Source organism: Shewanella sp. YLB-07 (assembly GCF_009377275.1).
Genome location: NZ_VOQB01000003.1, coordinates 539,002 through 562,805 on the forward strand (window position 1 = coordinate 539,002; position 23,804 = coordinate 562,805).

At 46.2% G+C, this 23,804-nt stretch carries 25 protein-coding genes; 2 read left to right on the forward strand and 23 right to left on the reverse strand.

Going from position 1 to position 23,804, the window contains the following annotated elements:
• Positions 1-34: 34 nt before the first annotated feature.
• The 5 genes from dinB to FS373_RS09185 form a co-directional block, all read right to left on the reverse strand.
• Positions 35-1,120, reverse strand: a complete 1,086-nt coding sequence (dinB, locus tag FS373_RS09165) for a DNA polymerase IV (RefSeq protein WP_144045352.1) — start codon at positions 1,118-1,120, stop codon at positions 35-37.
• A gap of 207 nt (positions 1,121-1,327) precedes the next feature.
• Positions 1,328-2,185 carry an S-formylglutathione hydrolase gene (gene fghA / locus FS373_RS09170; protein WP_144045351.1) on the reverse strand — a complete coding sequence of 286 codons (858 nt, stop codon included), beginning with the start codon at positions 2,183-2,185 and terminating at the stop codon, positions 1,328-1,330.
• Between the two features lie 161 nt (positions 2,186-2,346).
• A complete protein-coding gene (locus tag FS373_RS09175; RefSeq protein WP_144045350.1) occupies positions 2,347-3,477 on the reverse strand; it encodes an S-(hydroxymethyl)glutathione dehydrogenase/class III alcohol dehydrogenase in 1,131 nt (376 codons plus the stop codon).
• A gap of 165 nt (positions 3,478-3,642) precedes the next feature.
• Entirely contained in the window at positions 3,643-3,909 is a 267-nt protein-coding gene (locus tag FS373_RS09180; RefSeq protein WP_144045349.1) for a DksA/TraR family C4-type zinc finger protein, read from the reverse strand.
• Between the two features lie 19 nt (positions 3,910-3,928).
• Positions 3,929-4,135 carry a phosphate-starvation-inducible PsiE family protein gene (locus tag FS373_RS09185; protein WP_227992633.1) on the reverse strand — a complete coding sequence of 69 codons (207 nt, stop codon included), beginning with the start codon at positions 4,133-4,135 and terminating at the stop codon, positions 3,929-3,931.
• A 263-nt stretch (positions 4,136-4,398) separates the two neighbouring features.
• On the opposite strand from FS373_RS09185, the gene FS373_RS09190 reads away from it, so the two are divergent.
• A complete protein-coding gene (locus FS373_RS09190) occupies positions 4,399-5,268 on the forward strand; it encodes a LysR substrate-binding domain-containing protein (protein ID WP_144045347.1) in 870 nt (289 codons plus the stop codon).
• 56 nt (positions 5,269-5,324) lie between these two features.
• On the opposite strand, the gene FS373_RS09195 is transcribed toward FS373_RS09190, so the two are convergent.
• From FS373_RS09195 to FS373_RS09280, 18 genes are all read right to left on the reverse strand, one after another.
• Positions 5,325-7,325, reverse strand: coding sequence for a methyl-accepting chemotaxis protein (locus tag FS373_RS09195; protein WP_152829294.1), 2,001 nt, complete (start codon positions 7,323-7,325; stop codon positions 5,325-5,327).
• A gap of 183 nt (positions 7,326-7,508) precedes the next feature.
• Positions 7,509-7,715, reverse strand: coding sequence for a hypothetical protein (locus FS373_RS09200; RefSeq protein ID WP_144045345.1), 207 nt, complete (start codon positions 7,713-7,715; stop codon positions 7,509-7,511).
• Positions 7,716-7,898: 183 nt separating this feature from the next.
• On the reverse strand, positions 7,899-8,366 hold the full coding sequence (gene bfr / locus FS373_RS09205) for a bacterioferritin (RefSeq protein WP_144045344.1): 468 nt from the start codon (positions 8,364-8,366) through the stop codon (positions 7,899-7,901).
• 11 nt (positions 8,367-8,377) lie between these two features.
• A complete protein-coding gene (bfr, locus tag FS373_RS09210) occupies positions 8,378-8,848 on the reverse strand; it encodes a bacterioferritin (RefSeq protein WP_144045343.1) in 471 nt (156 codons plus the stop codon).
• Positions 8,849-9,083: 235 nt separating this feature from the next.
• On the reverse strand, positions 9,084-9,308 hold the full coding sequence (nqrM, locus tag FS373_RS09215) for a (Na+)-NQR maturation NqrM (protein ID WP_144048858.1): 225 nt from the start codon (positions 9,306-9,308) through the stop codon (positions 9,084-9,086).
• Between the two features lie 125 nt (positions 9,309-9,433).
• Positions 9,434-10,450, reverse strand: coding sequence for an FAD:protein FMN transferase (locus FS373_RS09220; protein ID WP_144045342.1), 1,017 nt, complete (start codon positions 10,448-10,450; stop codon positions 9,434-9,436).
• 135 nt (positions 10,451-10,585) lie between these two features.
• On the reverse strand, positions 10,586-11,833 hold the full coding sequence (gene nqrF / locus FS373_RS09225) for an NADH:ubiquinone reductase (Na(+)-transporting) subunit F (RefSeq protein WP_144045341.1): 1,248 nt from the start codon (positions 11,831-11,833) through the stop codon (positions 10,586-10,588).
• Positions 11,834-11,878: 45 nt separating this feature from the next.
• Positions 11,879-12,487, reverse strand: a complete 609-nt coding sequence (gene nqrE / locus FS373_RS09230; protein WP_144045340.1) for an NADH:ubiquinone reductase (Na(+)-transporting) subunit E — start codon at positions 12,485-12,487, stop codon at positions 11,879-11,881.
• Positions 12,488-12,492: 5 nt separating this feature from the next.
• Positions 12,493-13,125 carry an NADH:ubiquinone reductase (Na(+)-transporting) subunit D gene (locus FS373_RS09235; RefSeq protein WP_144045339.1) on the reverse strand — a complete coding sequence of 211 codons (633 nt, stop codon included), beginning with the start codon at positions 13,123-13,125 and terminating at the stop codon, positions 12,493-12,495.
• Entirely contained in the window at positions 13,125-13,919 is a 795-nt protein-coding gene (locus tag FS373_RS09240) for a Na(+)-translocating NADH-quinone reductase subunit C (RefSeq protein ID WP_144045338.1), read from the reverse strand. The genes FS373_RS09235 and FS373_RS09240 overlap by 1 nt, the downstream gene beginning before the upstream one ends.
• Positions 13,912-15,111, reverse strand: coding sequence for an NADH:ubiquinone reductase (Na(+)-transporting) subunit B (locus tag FS373_RS09245; RefSeq protein WP_144045337.1), 1,200 nt, complete (start codon positions 15,109-15,111; stop codon positions 13,912-13,914). Before FS373_RS09245 ends, FS373_RS09240 begins: the two co-directional genes overlap by 8 nt.
• Complete coding sequence (locus FS373_RS09250; protein ID WP_144045336.1) at positions 15,111-16,445, reverse strand: Na(+)-translocating NADH-quinone reductase subunit A; 1,335 nt, start codon at positions 16,443-16,445, stop codon at positions 15,111-15,113. Before FS373_RS09250 ends, FS373_RS09245 begins: the two co-directional genes overlap by 1 nt.
• Positions 16,446-16,915: 470 nt before the next feature.
• Positions 16,916-17,425: an S-ribosylhomocysteine lyase gene (gene luxS, locus FS373_RS09255; protein ID WP_144045335.1), complete on the reverse strand. Its 510-nt coding sequence runs from the start codon at positions 17,423-17,425 to the stop codon at positions 16,916-16,918.
• Between the two features lie 185 nt (positions 17,426-17,610).
• On the reverse strand, positions 17,611-18,708 hold the full coding sequence (locus tag FS373_RS09260; RefSeq protein WP_152829296.1) for a TRAP transporter substrate-binding protein: 1,098 nt from the start codon (positions 18,706-18,708) through the stop codon (positions 17,611-17,613).
• Between the two features lie 34 nt (positions 18,709-18,742).
• Positions 18,743-20,068, reverse strand: a complete 1,326-nt coding sequence (locus FS373_RS09265) for a TRAP transporter large permease subunit (RefSeq protein WP_152829338.1) — start codon at positions 20,066-20,068, stop codon at positions 18,743-18,745.
• Positions 20,069-20,106: 38 nt separating this feature from the next.
• On the reverse strand, positions 20,107-20,643 hold the full coding sequence (locus FS373_RS09270; RefSeq protein WP_144045333.1) for a TRAP transporter small permease subunit: 537 nt from the start codon (positions 20,641-20,643) through the stop codon (positions 20,107-20,109).
• A 269-nt stretch (positions 20,644-20,912) separates the two neighbouring features.
• Entirely contained in the window at positions 20,913-21,212 is a 300-nt protein-coding gene (locus FS373_RS09275; protein ID WP_144045332.1) for a BolA family protein, read from the reverse strand.
• A 200-nt stretch (positions 21,213-21,412) separates the two neighbouring features.
• Positions 21,413-22,087, reverse strand: coding sequence for an alpha-ketoglutarate-dependent dioxygenase AlkB family protein (locus FS373_RS09280; RefSeq protein ID WP_144045331.1), 675 nt, complete (start codon positions 22,085-22,087; stop codon positions 21,413-21,415).
• A gap of 157 nt (positions 22,088-22,244) precedes the next feature.
• Here FS373_RS09280 and FS373_RS09285 point away from each other — a divergent pair, with 157 nt between their 5' ends.
• On the forward strand, positions 22,245-23,510 hold the full coding sequence (locus FS373_RS09285) for a methyltransferase (protein ID WP_144045330.1): 1,266 nt from the start codon (positions 22,245-22,247) through the stop codon (positions 23,508-23,510).
• Positions 23,511-23,804 lie beyond the last annotated feature (294 nt).

The window sequence follows — 23,804 nt, forward strand, 5'->3', positions numbered from 1 at the left end:
ACCTAAGACCTAGCGACTTCTTTTAAAAACCTTCTTAAAATCCTAAGTCCATCTGCGACTCTTTCACTCCACTCTCTGCCGCTCTGGTGTTAATCGCCGACTGACTCGCTAATCCGACAGATACTCCTAATAAACGAATGCCTCTCCCCTGCTGGCGTTCCAGCGCTTGTAAGAGCAGATCATAAAATAACTTCACCGACATCTCATCGGCTCTGTGCTCTATGGTGGTCTGTTTAAAATCACTAAATTTAAGCTTAACCACTTGTTTGTTGATGCTGCGATCTTTAGCGCTACGCGTCACCCGAGCCGCCAGCTCCTGAATAAGCTGAGGCATCACACCATGACATTGCTCCAGAGTGTAGATATCTTTTGCCAATGTCGTCTCGACTCCCACAGATTTACGCTCTCTGTGTGGCGAGATACCGCGCTCATCTAAGCCTTGAGCCCGCTCAATCAAGACAGCGCCAAATTTCCCAAAACGCTCAATCAGGGCCGATTGGGGATAGTCCTGTAGATCGCCGCAGGTTTTAAGGCCAATATCCTCAAGCTTCTTGCCCGTCACCTTGCCCACACCAGGGATCTTAGTCAGGGGTAAGCTTTTCACAAAAGGAGAGATCATATCCGGGGTAATCACATATTGTCCGTTAGGTTTATTCAGATCTGAGGCGACCTTGGCAAGAAATTTAACCGGCGCAATACCGGCTGAAGCCGTAAGGCCTGTGACCTCGAAGATCTCCAGCCTGATGGCTTCAGCTATCAAGGTAGCCGAGCCCTGGCATAAAGTGCAGTCGGTGACATCCAGATAAGCTTCATCCAAAGAAAGAGGCTCAATCAAGTCGGTATAGCGAGCAAAAACTTCACGGATCTGCATCGAGACCTCTTTGTAGACCGACATGCGCCCAGGCACCAATACCAGATCGGGGCAAAGTTTTAATGCATAGCCTGAAGCCATGGCCGAACGGACACCGAAGACCCGCGCCTCATAGTTACAGGTGCTGATCACTCCGCGGCGATCACTGCGCCCTCCCACAGCTATGGGCTTGCCCCTCAACTCAGGAAAGTCACGCATCTCGACCGCGGCAAAATAGCAGTCCATGTCGATATGAATTATTTTCTTCAAATTAGTTTTCAAAGCAGTTTTCAACACACTCTTCTAAACACTCTCTAAATAAGAAGCTCTCACGCCACTATACTGTATATAAAAACAGTACCCAACGAATATCGGACCAAAACAGAGGATTAGTTGCAGAAATGAACAAGGAATAAACAAAAATGCCATCAACATAAGCGTTAATGGCATTAAGAGGTGTGAAATTTACATCAAAGACTAATTAGATTTAAGATATTCTGCATGAAATTTCAAGTGTTGTTCCATGAAACTGGCAATGAAAAAGTAGCTATGGTCGTAACCTTCATGGCTTTCAAGCACTAGAGGATAACCACTCGCCTTAGCCGCAGCTTGCAACATCTCAGGTTTAAGCTGCTCGACTAAGAAGTCATCCGCTTCGCCTTGACTAACCAGAGCTGGAACAAATGACAAACCATTTCCCTCTGAGGCGTTACGCATTAAGGTACTGGCATCATAGTCAGACCAAACGGATGTGTCTCGGCCTAAGTAAGCGGTAAAGGCTTTCTTGCCCCAGGGGCAATTTATCGGATTGCTGATAGGACTATAAGCCGACACAGACTGGTAAGCAGCACTGTTTCTCAGGGCTATGACTAAGGCGCCATGTCCGCCCATTGAGTGCCCGGCAATAGAACGCTTATCGGTCACCGGAAACATGGACTCAATCAGGGCGGGTAACTCATGGACTATGTAATCATACATCTGATAGTGCTTGTTCCACGGCGCCTGAGTCGCATTGACATAGAAACCGGCACCTTGACCTAAGTCGTAGCCCTCATCGTCGGCAACGTCTCTGCCACGGGGACTGGTATCCGGCGCAACGATAGCCATACCGAGCTCAGCAGCCAAACGCTGGGCACCCGCTTTGTGCATGAAGTTTTCATCGCTACAGGTCAAACCAGATAACCAATAAAGTACTGGTACTTTCTGGCCATTCGATGCTTGTGGTGGCAGGTAGATGGCGAAACGCATGGCACAATTTAAGCTCGTGGATTGGTGACTATATTGCTTGTTCCAGCCACCAAAGCTCTTATTACTACTGAGATTTTCTACTGTCATTATTTATCCTTATTACCACTGTAATATCCCTATTCCCAACGTGTTTACAGGAATATTATAGCAGTAGGACGATTGATTAATCTAAGGTTGAAGCGGGGTTATCCGCTTCGAGAGCATTTATCCAAATGACTATTTGTCAAAGTGACTATTTGCCAAAGCGACTACTTATCGAAATGGATCACGGTACGAATGCTCTTGCCTTCATGCATAAGATCGAATGCATCATTGACCTGCTCAAGACCCATGGTATGAGTGATAAAGTCACTTAACTTAAACTCACCCGCCATGTAACGTTCAACATAGTCAGGTAACTCAGAGCGACCTTTAACGCCACCGAACGCTGAACCTTTCCACACACGGCCAGTGACGAGCTGGAATGGACGGGTTGAGATCTCCTGGCCTGCACCAGCGACACCGATAACCACAGACTCGCCCCATCCCTTATGACAGCACTCAAGCGCCGAGCGCATCACGTTGACGTTACCGATACACTCGAAGGAGTAGTCGACGCCGCCATCTGTAAGCTCAACGATGACATCCTGTATTGGCTTATCATAATCTTTAGGGTTGATAAAATCGGTAGCACCAAGCTTACGAGCCAGGGCAAACTTACTCTCGTTGATGTCGATAACTATGATGCGGCCAGCTTTTGCCATAGTCGCACCAATAACAGCAGACAGACCGATACCGCCCATACCGAAGATAGCAACAGTTGCGCCCTCTTCGACCTTAGCCGTATTCATCACCGCGCCCATACCGGTTGTTACACCGCAACCTAACAAACACACTTCTTCTAATGGTGCCTCTGGGTTGACCTTAGCCAGAGATATCTCAGGCAGAACTGTGTACTCAGAGAAAGTAGAAGTGCCCATGTAATGGAAGATGTCTTTACCGTCTTTGGAGAAACGAGTGGTACCGTCTGGCATCAAGCCTTTACCTTGAGTCTCACGGATTTTCTGACACAGGTTTGTCTTACCTGATTTACAGAACTTACACTCACCACACTCAGGAGTATAAAGTGGAATAACATGGTCGCCGACCTTTACACTCGTCACGCCTTCACCGATAGACTCGACGATGCCGCCACCTTCGTGACCTAAAATACACGGAAAAATCCCCTCAGGATCATCACCCGAGAGTGTGAAAGCATCGGTATGGCATACGCCGGTAGCGACCATCTTAATGCGCACTTCACCTTTTTGTGGTGGCATAACATCGACAATTTCCATAGACAGAGGTTGGCCAACGGCCCAAGCTACGGCGGCTTTAGATTTGATTGTTTGTGCTGTCATTTTAGCTCCAAAATATAATGGGTTAAATCATGGGACCGATACCAGAGAAAGATACTAAATCTAATTCCTGGCACCATGTCGTTTTGAATATGGGATAAGTATATCCCTTAAGATTAAAATGATAATCCTACTTATGGGTAAATTACTTTTACTCTAGAGTAACAATCATCGTAATTGACTGTCTTTACTACCACGTCGGTTATAACCAGCCATCTTTGTCTGTAGATTATCTTGCTCAGCTTGGCAACTAATGCACAAACGAACGCCAGGTACTGCATCTCGACGTGCCAGTGGAATTTCGGTGCCGCACTCTTCGCAATGAGCCAGACCCGAACCTGCACTTAATTTCCCTCTGGCTTGTGCAACGGCCTCACCCACACTGCTATCTATTTGCTCTTGCACCGCGCCATCTCTTGACCAACCTCCAGCCATGGATCTCTCCTATTTATTTCTAAGAATCTGTCAAAGCTTCTTTCTGTTTAAACGCGATCAACCAATAGGTTACACCTAGGGCGATAATGACCGCGGCAGAAGCCCAGACGTATTCGGCATCAACCTCTTTAAAATCCAGTACTATGATCTTTCGTGATATGGCCATCAGTGCTGTCGCTATCACTATCTGCACATCTATCACGCCCCATAAAATGACTAGAGTCATTAGGACCGCCAAAGCTCTTACAGCATAGTGCACTGCTTGGCCCAGCTTATTGATAATAGGTTCGTTATCTATTTTTCCATTTAAACTCCTTAAAGGCATAAGCGCAGAGCAGTAATATCAATGCTATCAGCCCCTAAACATGAGAAGGCACTTATCGGCTGACGTAAATTAAAAGCTGTACCGAAGAATTGGGTGTATTATATTCCTAATCAAAATAATGATAATCTAGTAAATTATAAAATCACTTTTACCAGGAGGTAATAATGTTTAACTGGGAAGGTGTCAGTGAGTTTGTCGCCGTGGCAGAAACCGAAAGCTTTACTCAGGCAGCAAAACGACTGGGCATATCCACGGCTCAAGTCAGTCGTCAAGTCAGTGCCCTAGAGACCCGCTTAGCCACAAAACTCTTCCACCGCACCACACGTAAGGTCTCGGTAACGGAAGCGGGACAAGTCTATTTTCAACATTGCAGGCAAGTTCTCGATGGGCTAGAAGAGGCTGAAAGAGCGATCACCAACCTGCAGAGCACGCCGCGGGGACGCTTGAAAATAACCGCTCCAGTGACCTATGGCGAGAGAACGCTAGCTCCCTTAATAAATGACTTTATCGCCAAATATCCCGAGCTCGAAGTTAAGCTCAACCTGACTAACCTCAAGGTAGATATGATCGATGAAGGCTATGATCTGGCTATCCGTCTGGGACAACTCGAAGACTCGAGCATGATGGCTAAGAAACTGGGAAAGCGAACACATTATATCTGCGCTTCTCCGAATTACCTTTCGACCTATGGTATCCCCCACTCCTTATCTGAGCTAGAGCAACATAACTGCCTGCTAGGCACCTTAGATTATTGGCGTTTTCAGGAAGGCGGCAAGACCAGAAATATCAGAGTCAGGGGTAGCCTGAGCTGTAACAGCGGCAGAGCTCTGGTCGATGCAGCAGTGAAAGCCATAGGTATCACTCAGTTGCCCGACTATTATGTCTTGCCCTATCTCGAGAGCGGCAAGTTAATGTCAATACTCGAACAACATAGGCCTTTCGATGATGGGATCTGGGCCATCTATCCACAAAACAGGCACCTGTCACCTAAGGTGCGTATGTTGATCGATCATCTGACAGAAAAGCTAAAATAAAAATGCCTGTCACTATATAACTGGCATTTCGCTGATTTGCACTCAAGGTCATGCTGCTAGATCGTAAACTGCTGGATATTCTTCGACAGCTCCCCTGTCACATGTTGGAACTCGGCCAAACTCACCGACAGGGCTTCACTCGATGCCAATGAATCATCGGATAAGCCTCGAATATTCTCCACATTACAGGCCACCTCTTCGGCAACCACGGCCTGCTGACCTATGGATGAGGTGATCTCTATCGTCTGCTGCTGAATCGCCGAAATGGCACTGGTGATCCCGGTTAGGGCTTCTTCGACCTGAATCGTCAGCTCCTGACCCACATTCGCCTGTTCGACCCCCTCTTCCATGACTTGCTCGGCCTGGAGTGCATTTTGTTGCAGGGTCTGGATTATCTCCTGAATATTGGCAGTCGAGTCTTGTGTCCTAGAAGCTAAGGTTCTCACCTCATCGGCGACTACGGCGAAACCTCTGCCCTGCTCACCTGCGCGGGCCGCTTCGATCGCGGCGTTGAGTGCTAACAGGTTAGTCTGCTCTGCAATACCACGGATCACGCTGAGCACCTCGCCAATCTGCTCCGAACTGGTCCTCAGATGGCGAACCACCTTAGCAGCCTCAATGACCTGAGAAGAGAGTGACTGCATACCTTGAGTGGCCTTAGCGACAATCTCCATCCCATCACGAGACTCTTGCTGGGCTTTCTCGGAAAAATCACTGGCACGTTGAGCACTATTCGCCATCTCCTGAGAGGTATGAGCCATCTCAGTGGCCGCCGTTGCCACGCTGGATATCTCCTGCTTCTGCTGTGAAACCGAATGCAATGCCTCATCACATATAGCGACCGCACCGCTTACCCCGGAATCGACTCTATGTGTCAGCTCTCGGGTCTGCTCCAGCATCCCTTGTACCTTAGCCGCGAAACGGTTAAATGCATCACCTAGTTTGCCCAGCTCATCTTCTCTGTCCATATGAATACGTTTAGACAGATCGCTATCACCTTGGGCAATATCTTCCATCGCCTCGAGTAAACGATTGATCTGACGCCTAAAGGGTAACAGCATCATCCAAACTGTAGCGCCTACCAAGAGCATGATGACCACGGCAAGCAAGCTTGCGTTGACCATAGCCTGGTTGACTGGCGCTTCTATCACAGCGTTAGGTAACATGAAGGCAAGGTGCCATTTTTGCTGGGGGAAGTCACCGCCTACGCTGACATAGCTGACTCTTTGTTCTACGCCCTTAAAAGTCACCTCGGCAACGCCCTGCTCCTGTGAACTCATCAGGCGGCTCAGTTGTCCAAAACCTTGGGTATCATTAAAATAGCTATCGACTTTGCTGGCTTGAGAGCCTGGCTGGAACTGCTGAGTAAATCCTGGGAAGTACACCAGTTGCCCGCTTTGAGTCATCAAGAATGCCTGGCCCTGACCATGGTACTTCATCCTGGCTAGCAGCTCGGTGCCTATGGTATCGATCAAGATATCCATGCCACCGATACCGATAAACTCCCCATTAGCATTCTTTATTACAGACTTAACCGTAGCCGAGATAGAGCCATCGTTGGCATCAACCGCAGGATCGGTCACATACATGCCATTTTTATTTATACCTTCCTGCCACCAGGGACGTTTGTTGGTGTAGTAGCCCGCATCATTGTATCGGCCATTGAGATCGAAATACTCGAAAGTATTCGCCGAGCCAAAGAACACCGACTTAATATCACTGTCACTATCTGAGAAATGTTTGAAGTATTGGATAACACTTTGATACTCGACATCGCGATCTAAGTTACTGAGTCGCTTATTGTACTGGCTTAACCAATTCAATACTTGAGGTGAAGCAAACACAGAATCGATCACCTTTGCTTTCTCGACAAAGTAACTGGTCACTTCGTTGGATTTCAGCTGTACCAGGGCGGAGAGATCGACATCGATCTGTTTACGGGTTCGGTCACTTTCGCCATTGACGAGGAAGGCGGAAACGATGGCGAGTAAAATAGCTAATGCCCCGACAATGGCAAAGACTAGCTGGAGACTGAGGGAGCTTTTAAGCTGCTTCATGGAGTACCTTTCATTTATTTTTATTATTAACCCATCAAACTAGCAGAACTGCGCTAAGTGTGAAGAGTTAACCGGGATAAAATAGTGAAAAGTGTTTTTTATGTATTGTAAATAAGGCGGAGCAATGGCAAAACATGTTAAGAGAAATAAAGAGGGCTTGGCTGTTTAACTCAATGATCGGACTCAGAACAGCTCATTAAGCATCTTTCTTTCTTCGTCACTGAGCAAAGAGATGGCGCCTAAACGGGGAAGCTCAGCTTTGGCCTGTAAGAGTTGCAACTCAAGGCTGGCAATCTTGAGCAATAGTGAGTTAACGATCACAGGAAACAATTCACTTAACTGACTGGTATCTGGATCGAGTGTAGAATTGATGTCTCTATGCCTGGTCATTTTCCCCTCCTGATTCTATAACATCAGGATAACCAATTTTACTGAATACAAGCTGTACAGAAGGACAGAAGGACAGAAGACAAAAAGTAAAAAGACACTCAAACGATTCTGCTTGAATGTCTAATATTCGCCGTAACCCGATACATCTATTTCAATACAGCCTATTATCGGGTAAAACCAAGGCTAGATCATAGATTGAAGATAGTTTTGCAGACCAACTCTGCCTATAAGTCCTAGCTGCTTCTCTAGCCAATACATATGATCCGATTCAGTCTCCTCTAACAAAACCGCTAAGATCTCACGAGTCTGATAGTCTTGCTTCTGTTCACATAAAGCAATTGCCTTACGTAGATTATCGGCTACTTGATACTCGTAATTGAGATCATTTTGCAGCATCTCCTGAGTATTCTTACCAATATTTAACGGCTCACGACTGGCGACGTCGGGAGTGCCCTCGAGAAATAAAATACGCTGCACTAACTTACCAGCATGAACTCTCTCATCATCCGACTCATGGGAGATTCGGGTATGAAGCTCATTTAGCCCCCAATCCTCATACATTAAACCGTGAACGAAGTACTGATCCATTGCTGATAGCTCGCCAGTCAGCAGCTGGTTGAGTGTATCGATAACCTCTTGGTTGCCTTTCATTTGATAGCCTCTTACTTATTAATTTTTGACTGAAGGTAATTCTGCGTACCAGTTAATGAGATCAACTCTTGCTGGGATTCGATCCAGTCTAAGTGCTCCTCTTCATCTTCGAGCAGATCTGCGAGTAGATCACGACTGACATAATCTCTTAGTGACTCACAAATCTCGATAGCAGATCTAAGCGCCAAGATTTGCTCCTCAATCATGGTTTTATCACAACTGAGCATCTCTTCGCAGTGCTCACCGATCCTGAGTTTTTGCAGTTGCTGCAGATTCGGTAAGCCTTCGAGAAACAGTACACGCTCAATTAACTTATCGGCATGCTTCATATCCTGGATGGATTTCTTATATGACTTATGATTCAGCTCTTCGAAGCCCCAATTTTTATACATGCGAGCATGGAGAAAATACTGATTGATGGCAGTCAGTTCGAAGGTGAGTATGTTATTGAGCTGACCGAGTACCTGAGGTTGACCTTTCATCTCTGCGTCCCTTAATTATGAAACTTGATCCAAATCAAGTATCAGAGACTATTACAGAAAAGAACAAAATGCAATTACCGTTATATTTCAACAACTTAATAATGAAAAGTATTCTTATTAAGATTCTTTTTAGCGACTATCGTTTTCGAGGGAAATGTAAACTAAAATATGACAGGCATAAAAAAAGGCATCTTGAGATCAAGATACCTTTCAGTTGTTTAATAGCTGAAATTGGCTAGATGATGCGGTCTTTGGCGAGTTTTTCACGTCTCTCATCTTCGACAGCCATTTTTGCTTTACGATTGTCACAAGGATCATCGCAATCGCACGCTTTATCGATCCCTAACACCCCTAAGCCACCACAACTTCCTGCAACTGCAGTTCGCTTAACGAGATAGCCAATAGACATCAAAAGAAAAAACAGCAATAAAACAACAAATGCCGCGATAAATGTACTCATCATATACTCCAACTGTAGCGTGAGCCGATTATATCATCAGATCACTCGAGTAGACTAAATCTATCGTCCAGAACAGACCTAATACTAAATTCAAAAATCTAGTATTAGCACAAAGCCCGATCGGTTTACTGATTTACATAAGGTTTAAAAGCATCACTGTAAAAGACTTTAAAGCCGTTATCTTGTTTCTCAATCAGCATGATGGCTAAGTTTTCCTGCTTAGCCAAGGCCAGAGACTTCTGGGTACCTAATACCATCATGGCCGTCGCGTAACCATCTGCCACCATAGACTGCTTATGCAGTACTGTCACAGAAGCTAATCTATGATCGATTGGATAGCCACTTCTGGGGTCGATGAGGTGAGAGAATTGACGTCCCTCTTCTTCATAGTAATTACGGTAATCACCGGAAGTCGCTATTGCCATGTCACCGGGTTCGACCACCTGTTGGATTTCACGATCGTCAACATCCGGCTGCTCGATAGCGACGCGCCAGGGCGAGCCATCCATTTTGTTGCCAAATACACTGAGCTCACCACCGATTTCAACCAGATAGCCATCGACATGATACTTATCGAGTATTGCTGCAACGACATCGACACCAAAACCCTTGGCAATCGATGAAAGATCCACATATAAGTCAGGATTAGTCTTAGTTAACTTGGTGCCATCCAGATGAAGATATTGCATGCCCGTTTTTGCCTTTGCTGCAGCGATAACTTCTTCTGAAGGTATGCTGGTTGGTCGCTTATCGGGTCCAAATCCCCATAGGTTTACTAAAGGACCTAAGGTGATATCTAATGCGCCGTCCGTAACGTCATAGAGATGTATTCCCTCGGCAATAACAAAAGCAGTGTCCCTCGACACAGTCACTGTCTCTTCATAATTCATGGAATTGAAGCGTGACAGCTCAGACTCAGGCCGATAGGTAGACATCTGATCATTGACCTTCTCTAGTGCGAGATCAATTTTAGCTTGAAGTAGGTTAGCTTCCGGAAGCTGCTGACTCGGTACCACTTTAATGTGATACGTCGTGCCCATGGTGTTGCCGGAAAGTGAAATTATTTGTGCAGGTTTACTGCACCCAGAAACAAAAAAGGCTAGCCATACGAGGGCTAACCAGTTTACTAAGGTCTTTTTCATTTTGACCTAAATCCTTATCACTATAAAACTTATGATCTACTCGATGCTTGATTAAAGACAGTGAGAAAGAGTTCCTCACTGTCTTTTTTAAACTCGAATGACAACTATCTCAAGATTCAAGCGTGTAAGATGTGATTAGCCGCCGAAGTCATCCAGAAGGATGTTTTCATCTTCGACACCAAGATCTTTCAGCATACCGATAACGGCCGCGTTCATCATTGGAGGGCCACACATGTAGAATTCACAATCTTCCGGCGCATCATGGTCACGCAAATAGCTTTCATACAGTACATTATGAATGAAACCAGTCTTGCCTTCCCAATTATCCTCAGGCTGAGGATCTGATAGTGCAACATGCCAATCGAAGTTTTCGTTATCTGACGCCAGGCCATCGAAGTCTTCGACATAGAACATTTCACGCTTAGAGCGGGCACCATACCAGAAGCTTATCTTGCGGTCTGTCTTAAGACGCTTAAGCTGATCGAAGATATGAGAACGCATTGGCGCCATGCCTGCACCACCACCGACAAAGATCATCTCGTTGTCCGTTTCTTTAGCGAAGAACTCGCCAAACGGACCAGAAATAGTCACCTTATCACCCTCTTTCAAGCTGAAGATGTACGAAGACATCTTACCGCAAGGCAGAGTTAAGTTACGTGGCGGAGGTGTTGCAATACGCACGTTCAACATGATGATACCAGCCTCTTCAGGATAGTTCGCCATAGAGTATGCACGGATTGTTTCATCTTCTACTTTAGACTCTAGCTTGAAGAAGCCAAAGTGCTCCCAGTCACCACGATATTGTGCAGGAATTTCGAACTCTGCATATTTAACATGATGTACAGGGGCTTCAATTTGAATATAACCACCGGCGCGGAACGGAACCGAATCACCACCAGGTATTTGAAGTTTAAGCTCTTTGATGAAAGTGGCCTTGTTATCATTAGAGATAACGGTACATTCCCACTTCTTAACACCAAAGATCTCTTCTTCGAGCACGATATCCATATCAGTTTTAACGCTTACCTGACAAGATAAACGACAGCCCTCACGAGCCTCACCTTTGCTGATATGGTCCAACTCAGTTGGCAAAATATCACCACCACCTGATTTAATATGTACTTTACACTGACCACAAGTACCACCACCACCACATGCACTAGAGACGAAAATACCGCTCTCGGCCAATGCACCTAGTAATTTGCCACCTGCAGGCAATTTTATGCCTTTCTCAGGATCATCATTGATACTAATTGTAATGTCACCGCTATTTACCAACTTTGACTTGGCAAACAAGATGATTAGTACCAAACCTAAGACGATAGCAGTAAACATACTCACACCGAGGTAAACCTCGAGTGGAGTAGATTTAAGAATATCCATTAACTTATCCTTAACAGTCCGAAACAGGAACCCTATGGGTCCCGATTATAGGGACACTCCAGAAAACGACATGAATCCAAGCGCCATTAGACCCGCGGTCACGAAGGTAATACCTAAGCCACGCAGTCCATCAGGCACATCAGCATATTTCAGCTTTTCACGGATACCTGCTAACAAGACGATAGCTAATGCGAAGCCCACTCCTGAACCCACACCAAACACCATACTCTCAAGCAGGTTGTAATCACGCTCAACCATGAAAGAGACTGCACCAAAGATGGCACAGTTTACAGTGATGAGTGGCAGGAAGATGCCCAGAGCGTTATAGAGCGGCGGGAAGAACTTATCCAACACCATCTCTAAGATCTGTACTAGCGCCGCGATAACACCGATGAAAGTGATGAACTTCAAGAAGCTCAAGTCAGCATCCGGTGCACCAGCCCAAGCCAGAGCACCTGGTGCCAAAAGCCCCTGATAGATGATCTGGTTAACAGGAACTGAAATTGCCAGAACCACAATAACGGCAACACCGAGTCCCATCGCCGTGGTCACTTTCTTCGATACTGCCAAGAATGTACACATCCCCAAGAAGAAAGAGAGAGCCATGTTCTCAATAAAAATAGAACGAATTAATAGACTTATATAATGTTCCATCGCGCTTACCCTTTTGCTTCTACTTGCTCTGGCTTAACAGTACGAATGATCCAGATCAGAGTACCGATTAAGAAGAACGCACTAGGTGGTAGCAATAGCAGACCATTTGGCTGATACCAACCACCGTCTGAAATCTTGCTTAATATCTCAACACCAAATAGCGAACCATTACCAAAGAGTTCACGGACAAAACTTACAGATAGAAGAATAGCACCATAGCCTAAGCCATTACCTATACCATCCATAAAGCTCATCATAGGCGGTGTCTTCATCGCATAAGCTTCGGCGCGGCCCATCACAATACAGTTAGTAATGATAAGACCAACGAAAACCGACAATTGCTTAGACACGTCGTAGGCATATGCCTGCAGCACCTGATCGACCACGATTACCAAAGATGCAATGATGGTCATCTGCACTATGATACGTACACTGCTTGGGATGTGATTACGCAACATAGAGATGAACAAGTTTGAACACGCCGTAACGGCAGTCAAAGCAATGGTCATCACCAGTGCAGTTTCCATCTTACTGGTTACAGCCAGTGCACTACATACACCTAGTACTTGCAGAGCGATCGGGTTGTTATTAACAATTGGTCCCGATAGAACCTGCTTAAGTTCTTTAGCGTTAGCCATTAGCTCAGTCCTCCATTACGAAATTTCTCGATGAAGTGAGCAAAACCTTCCTCACCTAACCAAAAATCAAGTGAGTTTTGAACACCGTTACCGGTCAAGGTTGCACCAGATAGCGCATCTACACCGTGGACAGAAGCCGCAACAACTGGGTTCTTAGTGACCTTAATCGCTAAGTTACCTTGTGCGTCATAGAGCTTCTTACCATGCCATTTCGCCATCCAGATTGGGTTTTGAACTTCACCACCTAGACCCGGAGTCTCACCCGAACCGGTAAATGCATAGTAAACCAGACTCTGAATAGTATTCATATCAGGCTCGATGGCCAGGAATGCATACATGGTTGACCAAAGACCGTAGCCTTTAATCGGTAAAATCAGTGTCTTTAGTTGCCCTTGGTCATCACTGACAATATAGACAACCGCAGTGTTTGCTACACGCTTAACCGAGGCGACATCGTTCTCAGGCTTAAATGAATTAGCGACATCACGAGAAACCTTATCGGCATCGAATGAATCTGCATCACCTTCAACCCAGTCACCGGTCTTTAAGTCGACAAGCTTAGCCACAACATACTTGTTGTATTTTTCAAGTACGTCGGCTTTAGTCAAAGGAGCTCCACTATCAGCAGTGAGGCCGGCAGCTTCAAGAATGTATTTTTGCTTATCCAGCAGTTTATTCTCAATCTGGATTGGCCTTAATATTACAGCTGCAGTCGATACGAAGATCGAACAGATGAAACATAAACCAACCACGACAAAGAGGGTTCTGCCAAAGGAATCTTTGTTACTAGCCACGTGCAATCCTCCGCTTGATATTTGCCTGAACAACAAAATGGTCAAATAGTGGAGCAAACAGGTTGGCGAATAAGATGGCCAACATCATACCTTCTGGGAACGCTGGGTTAACGACACGGATAAACACTGCCATTGCACCAATCAAGATCCCGTAACCCCACTTTGCCGAGTTAGTGAACGAAGCCGATACAGGGTCAGTCGCCATAAACATCATACCGAAGGCAAAACCACCTAAAACAAGGTGCCAGTACCAAGGCATAGCGAACATAGGATTCGTGTCACTACCGATAAAGTTCAATAGGTAAGAAACAGCAATCATACCGACCATCACACCGGCAACGATGCGCCATGATGCGATACGTGCGTATATGATCACCGCGCCACCGAGCAAGAGAGCAAGGGTAGACACTTCACCGACAGAACCAGGAATGAAACCTAGGAAGGCATCCCACCAATTTTGGTTGAATCCATATTCTAATGTGCCTTGAGCCGCTTGACTCAGTGCAGTAGCACCAGAGAAACCGTCTGCAGCAACCCAAGAGCTGTCACCAGACATGCTGAGCGGGTAAGCGAAGAATAGGAAGGCACGACCAGCCAGTGCTGGGTTAAGGAAGTTACGTCCCGTACCACCGAAGATCTCTTTGGCCACAACCACACCGAAAGTGATACCCAGTGCAACCATCCATAAAGGAATTGTAGCAGGCAGAGTCAATGCAAACAGCACCGAAGTGACGAAGAAACCTTCGTTAACTTCATGACCACGCACCGACGCAAACAAGACTTCCCAGATACCACCGACGGCGAATGTCACCGCATAGATAGGCAGGAAGAAACAAGCGCCGTACCACAGCAGGGCTGCAATACCTGAATTCTCATTCAGTTCAGTACCAAACATACCGAACAGGCTAACCTGCCAAACGTCTGGTGTCGCGAAACCGGCTACAAGCGCATCTTGAGCTTGCAAACCTACGTTATACATACCAACGAACATGGCTGGGAATGTACATGCCCACACCAAGATCATCATACGTTTCAGGTCTAAATTATCGCGAACATGGGTTGCGCCCTTGTTCACATGACCTGGGGTATAGAAAACCGTATATGCAGCTTCGAAAACGGCGTAAAACTTTTCGTATTTACCGCCCTTCTCAAACTGAGGTTCGATACCCTTAAAAAACTCTTTCAAACCCATTAGCCTTCCCTCACGATCGTATCTAGACAGTCACGTAGGTAGGTCGCATAGTCATACTTACCCGGACATACGACAGTACACAATGCCAAATCTTCTTCATCCAACTCCAAGGCGCCCAAGGTAACGGCACCATCGGAATCGCCTGACACTAAGTCACGCAATAACATAGTAGGAAGAATATCCAGAGGCATCACACGCTCATAGTTACCGATTGGCACCATAGCTCTGTCAGATCCACCGGTACTCGTCGTCATATTAAACAGACGTGAAGGTGATAGGTGACCTAAGAAAGAACGAGTGATAGAGAACTTATCACTGCCAGGCATAGCCCAACCGATAAATTCCTGCTCTCTGCCTTCTTCAAGCATTGATACCTGCAGATGGAAACGCCCCAGATAAGCATGAGGCCCAATCGCAGTTCTTCCGCTCAAAACTGAGCCAGAAACAACACGAACGTCACCGTCTAAGGTTTCATTTGCAGTTAATTCTGTGAAAGAAGCACCGAGTTGAGTACGAACTAATCTTGGCTTACTCGCCTTAGGGCCCGCTATGGCTACCACACGTTGAGTGTTTAATTCACCGGTAGTAAATAGCTGACCAATGGCGATGACATCTTGGTAACCCACATGCCAAACCGTTCTGTTAACCGATGCGGGGAGTAGGAAGTGTATATGTGTACCGACCAGACCCGCAGGATGTTTACCTGCAAACTCTTCGACTTGAGCATTGGCGGCTGGAATATCGGCTCCAGGCGCTTTACACACAAAGACTTTACCTTCAGTCAATCTTGACAGAACCTTAAGTCCATTCTCAAAATCAGCTTTTTGCGTACCGATAACCACTTCAGGGTCGGCAGCAAGAGGTTGAGTATCTATCGCGGTAACGAAGATGCCGGCAGCGGTAGAATCTACTGCTGGGGCTTTACTGAAAGGACGAGTTCGCAATGCTGTCCACAACCCTGATTCAATAAGGTTGTCTCTAACTAGCTGCGAATCCAACGACGCTAATTCTGCTGCACCATATTTAGCAAAGGAGACACTCTCTTCCCCTTCGATATCTATGACGACTGACTGCAGAACGCGTTGTGCGCCCCGGTTGACTTCTGAAATTGTGCCACTTGCTAAAGCCGTATATTTAACACCAAGGTTCTTTTTATCTTCAAAGATAATCTGACCTTTTTTAACTTTATCACCCACTTTGATTTTCATCGTGGGGCGTAAGCCAATATACTCTTCACCCAAAATAGCCACACGTTTAATGGCTGGGCCATCATGGACTACTTGCTCTGGCCCGCCTGCTATAGGCAGGTCCAATCCTTTCTTTATTGTAATCATATCCACAAGCACTACGTTATGAAGGAAAGATAATGCGCCGCGTTCCTGCTTAGTACGACAGGTTTAAAACAAAGCTCACCTCGATGAGCTAGCGCAGACTTATCACGAAAATGCGATCGCAATCACGCTGTTCGCGCGCATTTTACAGTAAATATCACGGTATCGCCATGAAAAATGTGGGTGTTTTAATAGGATTATGAATTTTTAAATTCGGCTTTAGCTCGCATTTTAGTGAATTATTTTGATTCAGCGCCTACTAATTCAAATAAGCCCTTTACCTAGCAAGGATATTGTCTTTTTCAAATAGTCAAATGAAGCCTAATCAATATTTTTTTAACCAAAGATTAGCGCACCCTGACCGCTGATTATTTGAGCACCAATAATCAGATTAGCGAGTTAACATTAGACTGAAAAAGTAATTTTAGGCATAAAAAAAGCGGCTTAGCCGCTTATTTATGTCTGCTCCTGAATCACAAACCTTTCAAGATGTCATCACTGAGCTTTAGCTCGTCATTCTTGTTAACGCTTATCCCTGCAGCAATTATCGACCGAGCGATGCCCTTAGCCTGATCCAGAGAGTGCATGTCATAAGTGCCACATTGGTATTCATTAAGCTCTGGGATCTCAGATTGCTCCGCGACTTTGAGTACATCGTTCATCGCCGCCAACCAAGCCTCGGCAACCTCCGCCTCGCCTGGCGTACCAATCAGGCTCATATAGAAACCTGTACGACAGCCCATAGGTGAGATGTCGATGATTTCAACAGAATCCCCATTGAGGTGATCACGCATAAATCCGGCATAAAGATGCTCTAAGGTATGTATGCCCCGCTCACTCAAGATGTCTTGGTTCGGCACACAGAAACGCAGATCGAATACTGTGATGGAATCACCGCTAGGCGTCTTCATGGTTTTCGCCACACGGACCGCTGGGGCATGCATGCGAGTATGATCGACGGTAAAGCTATCTAATAATGGCATCTCTACTCTCCAAATTTGTAGGGCATGGGTAAGGCTTAACAATTTAAAAGTATTCGCCTTATTTTTATTTTTTTGTATTCTAGCATAAGCCAATATCACTATGGCCAGTCTCGATAGTACCAAAAAACATATATGAGTCTGAACAAGACTAGTGCCTTCATAACTCTAATGCTGCTGAAATAAAGCTACTGCCTTAACCTACTATAAGCATCTTCCGAGATCAGGTGGTATTTTCTCACCCCGACTTGATACTCCATATAAGCATCATAGACTTTTTTCATGGTGTCATCTTGCTCGGACTGCTCTTTTATTACTAGCTTAGAGACCTTAGCGAGCTCTTTCATCACTTCATCCGGAAATTGCTTAATGATGACATCATGCTCATTGATAAGTGACTCCAGTGCTATCACATGCTTGCTGGTATACTCATCGAGCATATCCTGGTTAATCGCCCGAGCGGCGACCCTGACAATGGCCTGCAGATCTGCAGGCAAAGTCGCGAAAGCCTCTTTATTGATAAGAAACTCGAGCGTAGTTCCCGGCTCGTGCCAGCCCGGATAATAGTAAAACTTAGCCGCCTTGTGCAGACCAAAGGCCAGGTCGTTAAATGGCCCGACCCACTCGGTTGCATCTATGGCACCAGTCTGCAACGCGGTATACAGCTCTCGCCCAGGCAGCGTAACCGGAACCCCACCAACACGCTTGAGCACTTCCCCCCCAAGACCCGGAAGACGCATCTTCAAGCCCTTAAGATCATTAATGGAATTGATCTCTTTATTGAACCAGCCTCCCATCTGCACCCCGGTATTACCACCGGCTAAGGGTAAGATCCCAAATGGCTCATAGACCTCTTCCCACAGTTCCATACCACCGCCATAATGCAACCAGCCATTCATCTCTTGGGCATTTAGGCCAAATGGGATCGAAGTAAAAAACTGCGCCGCGGGTGCCTTGCCCTTCCAATAATAAGCCGCACTGTGCCCCATCTGCACCGAACCTTGACTGACGGCATCGAAGACCTCGAACGCAGGCATCAGCTCACCGGCACCATAGACCTTAATCTTGAGCCTGCCGTTGGACATCTCATCCACCAGCACTGAAAATCGCTCCGGCCCCATACCCAGCCCAGGAAAGTTCTTCGGCCAGGAGGTCACCAATTTCCATTCGATTGCTGCAACTTTATCGATATCGATATTGCTAACACTTTCTTGCTTACTCTCCCCCCCACAAGCACTGAGAAACAAGCCCGTCATTGCAATCAAGACCAACCTTAATCTGTTCATATTTTATTCCTTTTATCTGACAGTCCATAAACACTCATCCATAAATGACACTAGGTAGCCAGGTAACCAGTCCTGGCCACACACTCAAAATCAGCATTAGCACCAGCTGTATAATCACGAAGGGGATCACACCCCGATAAATTTGACCACTGGTCACCAAGTCTTTAGTCACTCCTCTTAGGTAAAACAAGGCGAAACCGAATGGAGGCGTTAAGAAAGAGGTCTGTAAATTTACTGCTATCATGATCCCGAGCCAGATAGGGTCTAGTCCCATGCTCAGTAATATCGGGGCTACCAGAGGTACCACAACGAAGGTGATCTCGATGAAGTCCAAAATAAATCCAAGCAAAAAAATCACCAACATGACCAATATGGTGGCACCGATAACGCCCCCTGGCATATTGCTAAAAATTTGATGTATGAGCTCATCTCCGCCCAATCCACGAAAAACCAGAGAGAAGATGGACGCACCGATCAAGATCAGAAATACCATGGAGGTGACTTTAGTCGTGTTTATCATCACCTCTTTTAGTATCGAAACAGACATCTGCCGCTTAATCAGGGCAATAACCAGTGCACCGAATGCGCCTACAGAGGCGGCCTCTGTAGGCGTCGCAACACCAAACAAAATCGAGCCCAATACCATAAAAATGAGTAATAAAGGTGGAACCAGCGCGCCCAGAGTTTGCAATATAAAGCCAAGGTCCACTCGCCTCGCCTCCCCAGGCTCGGGAAACTGCTCAGGCTTAAAACGAATAAGTAATAGGGTATAGAGGCAATACAGCACGAGTAATAGTAGACCCGGCAGTAAAGCCCCGGCAAAGAGATCGCCAACTGACACAGATTTCGGGCTGAAGATCCCCATCTGTAGTTGTGCCTGTTGATAGGCATTAGAGAGGACGTCGCCGAGTAAGACTAGGGCGATAGAGGGCGGGATTATCTGGCCTAAGGTGCCAGTGGCACAGATAGCGCCGGCGCTAAAGGCGGGATCGTAGCCACGCTTTAATAAGCTGGGCAGCGACATCAGCCCCATGGTCACCACAGTAGCGCCGACAATCCCGGTGCTGGCAGCTAACAACATGCCGACAAAGAACACACTAAAAATAAGTCCACCACGAAACTGGCCAAATAACTCGGCCATGCTAGTCAGCAGCTGTTCGGCAACTTTAGATTTCTCAAGCACCACGCCCATAAACACAAACAAGGGGACAGCCATCAAGATGGGATTATTTATCACGCCATACAGCCTATTAGGCAGGACGCCGAGCAGGCTAGTGTCGAAGACGCCGAAGAGCGAACTGACCCCAGCGAAGAGTAGCGCGACCCCAGCTAATGTCAGTGCCACAGGGTAGCCAAGCATCAACACCAGGCAAACGACAATAAAAAGCACAATAGCCACTATTGCTCTCCCCCGCACTTGCCGTCTTTCCCACTCGCAGAATCACAGTCATCACTGTTAAACAGGGCAACGCCATGGCGCACCAGTTCAACTATCCCTTGAAGTAATAGACTGACGACCAACAAGAGCAGCAGACTCTTCTGCAGATACACATAGGCTAAGCCACTAGCTTCGACTGAGCTTTCCCCGACTCGCCAGGATGCTAAAACATAATCGAAACTTGAATAGAGGATAAAGAGACAAACGGGCATCAATAGCAGTAGCGTACCGAGAAAATCCACCCAATGACGGCTACGAACGCTAAACTTACGGTAGAAGATATCGACCCTGACATGGCCATCATGTTTCAGTGTATAGCCAGCGGCTAAAGTAAACACGGCGCCATGCAGATATAAGGCAGACTCTTGCAGCGCCGTGGCACCGGTATTGAAGGCATAGCGCAATATCACTACCGCGAGTGTCATCAATACAATAAACAGGGTACACCAGCTCACCCCTCTGCCAATCAGCTCGGTTATCTTCTCTAGTTGATTCATCCCTTCTCAACATCAAAAACACACTTAACATATTGATAACAGAATTATTGCGATAGATAAACAAAAGCTTGTGCAGAAATAAAGGGATACAGAGGCAGGCTGGGAAACGATAAGGTTCTAGGATTCTAGGGACGAGGCTGTAGGCGGTAAGCGTGATACGGCCCAGAGAAAGTGGACACGGGGTTTACATTTTTGATTCAAAGCCTGTGGGACTCATTCTAATTAGAGTCCCAAATTTAGCTTCTGGTATTATTGTCTAGGGCTAGCTTCTAGCCTTTACACTTTGGAGAGTCAGGGACATTCGACTCTACAAGCCACTCTTCGGGAGTGAACGTGTGCATAGATAAAGCATGCAAGCCATTAGCGAACTCATCGGCTAACGCCTCATTCACCGCTCTGTGTCTGCCAAGTAAGCGTTTACCCTCGAAAGCCGCACTCGTAATAATGACCTTAAAATGTGTCTCTGAATTCGGAGGCACATGGTGATTATTACTCTCGTTGATCACTTCCAGGTGACTAGGCGACAGGGCCGCGGTGAGTTTTTCGGTAATGAGTTGCTCTACTGACATAGGGATATTCTCAAACAAGCAAAATACGATGGCGGCAGGTTAATACCTTAGCCACAAAAGATCAATGTTTGCCACACTCTCCTAGCCTTATATTAACGACAAGTTTATATAGATTGATATGAGACAATAAAAATCCAGTCGAGTGACAGACACTCTCAGTCAAAACAATCAGGCACTCTCGTCAAAAACAATCAAGAATTTTAGCCAAAATAATCTGCTATGACTCGCCTAAAAGTATAATTAACCCTAGGCTCGGTGACTCTCATACGCTTAGGTAAGGCATGCTCCCACCTGTCTTGCATCGGCCAATGCATGAGCAAGAGGTCGCCCGATTGCAGCGCAAAGGTTTGCTTCTCATGAGTGACTTTATCTCTGATGATAAAGTCTCGAGTCGCACCCAGTGTAATAGAAGCGATATCACTGCCTGCTGAGAATTCCGGCTCATTATCACAGTGCCAGCCCATGGAGTCCTTGCCATCGACATAGCGGTTAACCAGCACGCCGTTGGATTCGAGACTAAAATCCCGTTTGAGTTTTTGCCTCAGTCTGTCGGCATATTTAGGCCAGAGAAGCGCCTTGACCAGTAAACCCGAATACTTGGTATCGCAGCCCGAATCTCCGAACCAGACTTGAGATCTGGGTATGCGATGTCGTTTACCATAGACTTCGATTTCGGGAGACTCAAATGGATAGCCTTGAACCTCTCTCAGTAAGGCCATCTGTTGCGCTGGTGCGAGATAGCCTTTGACCCAAGTTACCGGAGGCTCTGATCGTCTGTCCAGTACCGGCTCCGATTCAACTTCCAATTCAGAGCCAGAGTCTAATTCAGAGTCAGAGATGGTGAGTCTATTTAAGTCTAAACTTTGTTGTTTCATCACTTATTATAAACCTTAAGCGGTTAATGGAACATTCGACTTACTATCAACTAATATCAAGAGTTATCGACAATTATCAAGAGCTATCGACCATATATACCTCAACCATTAAATCTGCGATAATGCGCGCCCTCATTTTATTGGTACAGTTTGACTTATGACAACTCAATTTTCAGTAGCAGATATCGAACTTGAATTACATCGTTATCCAAGTGAACAGGAATCAAACCTACAGGCATGGGATGCTGCAGATGAACACCTGATCAAGCATCTGACTGATATTGAGCAGACTGCAGTCACCACGGCTATCATCAATGATAATTTCGGCGCACTAACGGCTAGTCTTCTTTCTATCGACAGTCAGTGGCCACTTCTATTAGAAACTGACGCCAAAACCAGCCAGTTGGGTACCCAGCAAAACTTAACCAAGAATAAACTCAATAGCGAGAATATTCAGTGGGTTAATAGTCGTGAAGCACTACCCAGTTCAGTTGAACTGGTATTGATGAAGCTGCCTAAGAATCTGACTTATTTCGCTCACCAGCTTAACCGACTATCGCAGATTTTACCTCAAGGAACTCAGGTACTCATTGGCGCCAAAGCAAAATCGATCAACAAGTCACTACTCGAAGTGTTTGCCAAAAATTTAGGCCCGGCAAGTGCCAGCCTTACCTGGAAGAAAACCCGAGTAATAACCTGCATCAGTGATGGCAAGATTCGCTCCCTGCCCCAAGGTGTCAATTGGTCGATTCCTGAGTTAAAGCTAGAGATCAGTAACCTGAGTAATGTGTTCGCCGCTAACAAGCTGGATATCGGCGCCCGCATCATGCTGGATAACATGCCTAAGGGTGAGTTCACCTCTATCATAGATCTGGGTTGTGGCAATGGCGTACTGGGTCTGCATGCTAAGCAAGTCTTTCCCAAAGCTTATATTCATTTTATCGATGACTCTGAGATGGCTGTCGAGTCGGCAAGACAAAACTGGGCCCTCAATAACTTAGACACTGAAGGTTTAGTAGGTGAGCAAGCCAGCTTCGGCTGGGATGACTGTTTAACCCACCTAAACGAAGGTGTGCGTCCAGACCTAATTCTGTGTAACCCCCCTTTCCATCAAGGCGAAGCTATTACCGACCATATTGCCTGGCAGATGTTTCTCCAGTCCTGGCGCGCACTGAAAAATGGCGGCATATTGCATGTAGTAGGTAACCGTCACCTGGCTTATCACGTCAAGCTGCAGCGCATCTTTAAGAACTGCACCACTGTGGAGTCCAACGGCAAGTTTGTTATCTTGCAGGCGCAGAAGATCAGCAAGAAAGCCGAAAACCATGAAGATGAACACATAGAGCCAAGCTGTGCTGCGGCAGATAGCTCTCAACCGAGCGAGCCACACCCACAGAGTGGGCTTTATGGTGGAAGAAAGTAACTTGTAGGATCACAAATCCTAGCCACTTGTCCGATAACAAGTGGTTAAGTATCTTTTGGGTTGGGTTCATTGGGCAGAATTGGTATTTGGTATTTGGTTTTGTATCGAATACCAAAGCTTCATTGATGTTTATTGCTTGCAGCAGGTGCTGCAAATGGATTTACGAATGTCACGATCACAAGGTCAGAGATGTTCCCTTCATCTCAAGACATTTCCCATCTGACCCACACGAACGTGGGAAATACCTGAGTGATATCTGGAATATCGTAGGCCTTATGGGTCAGATGTGAATGA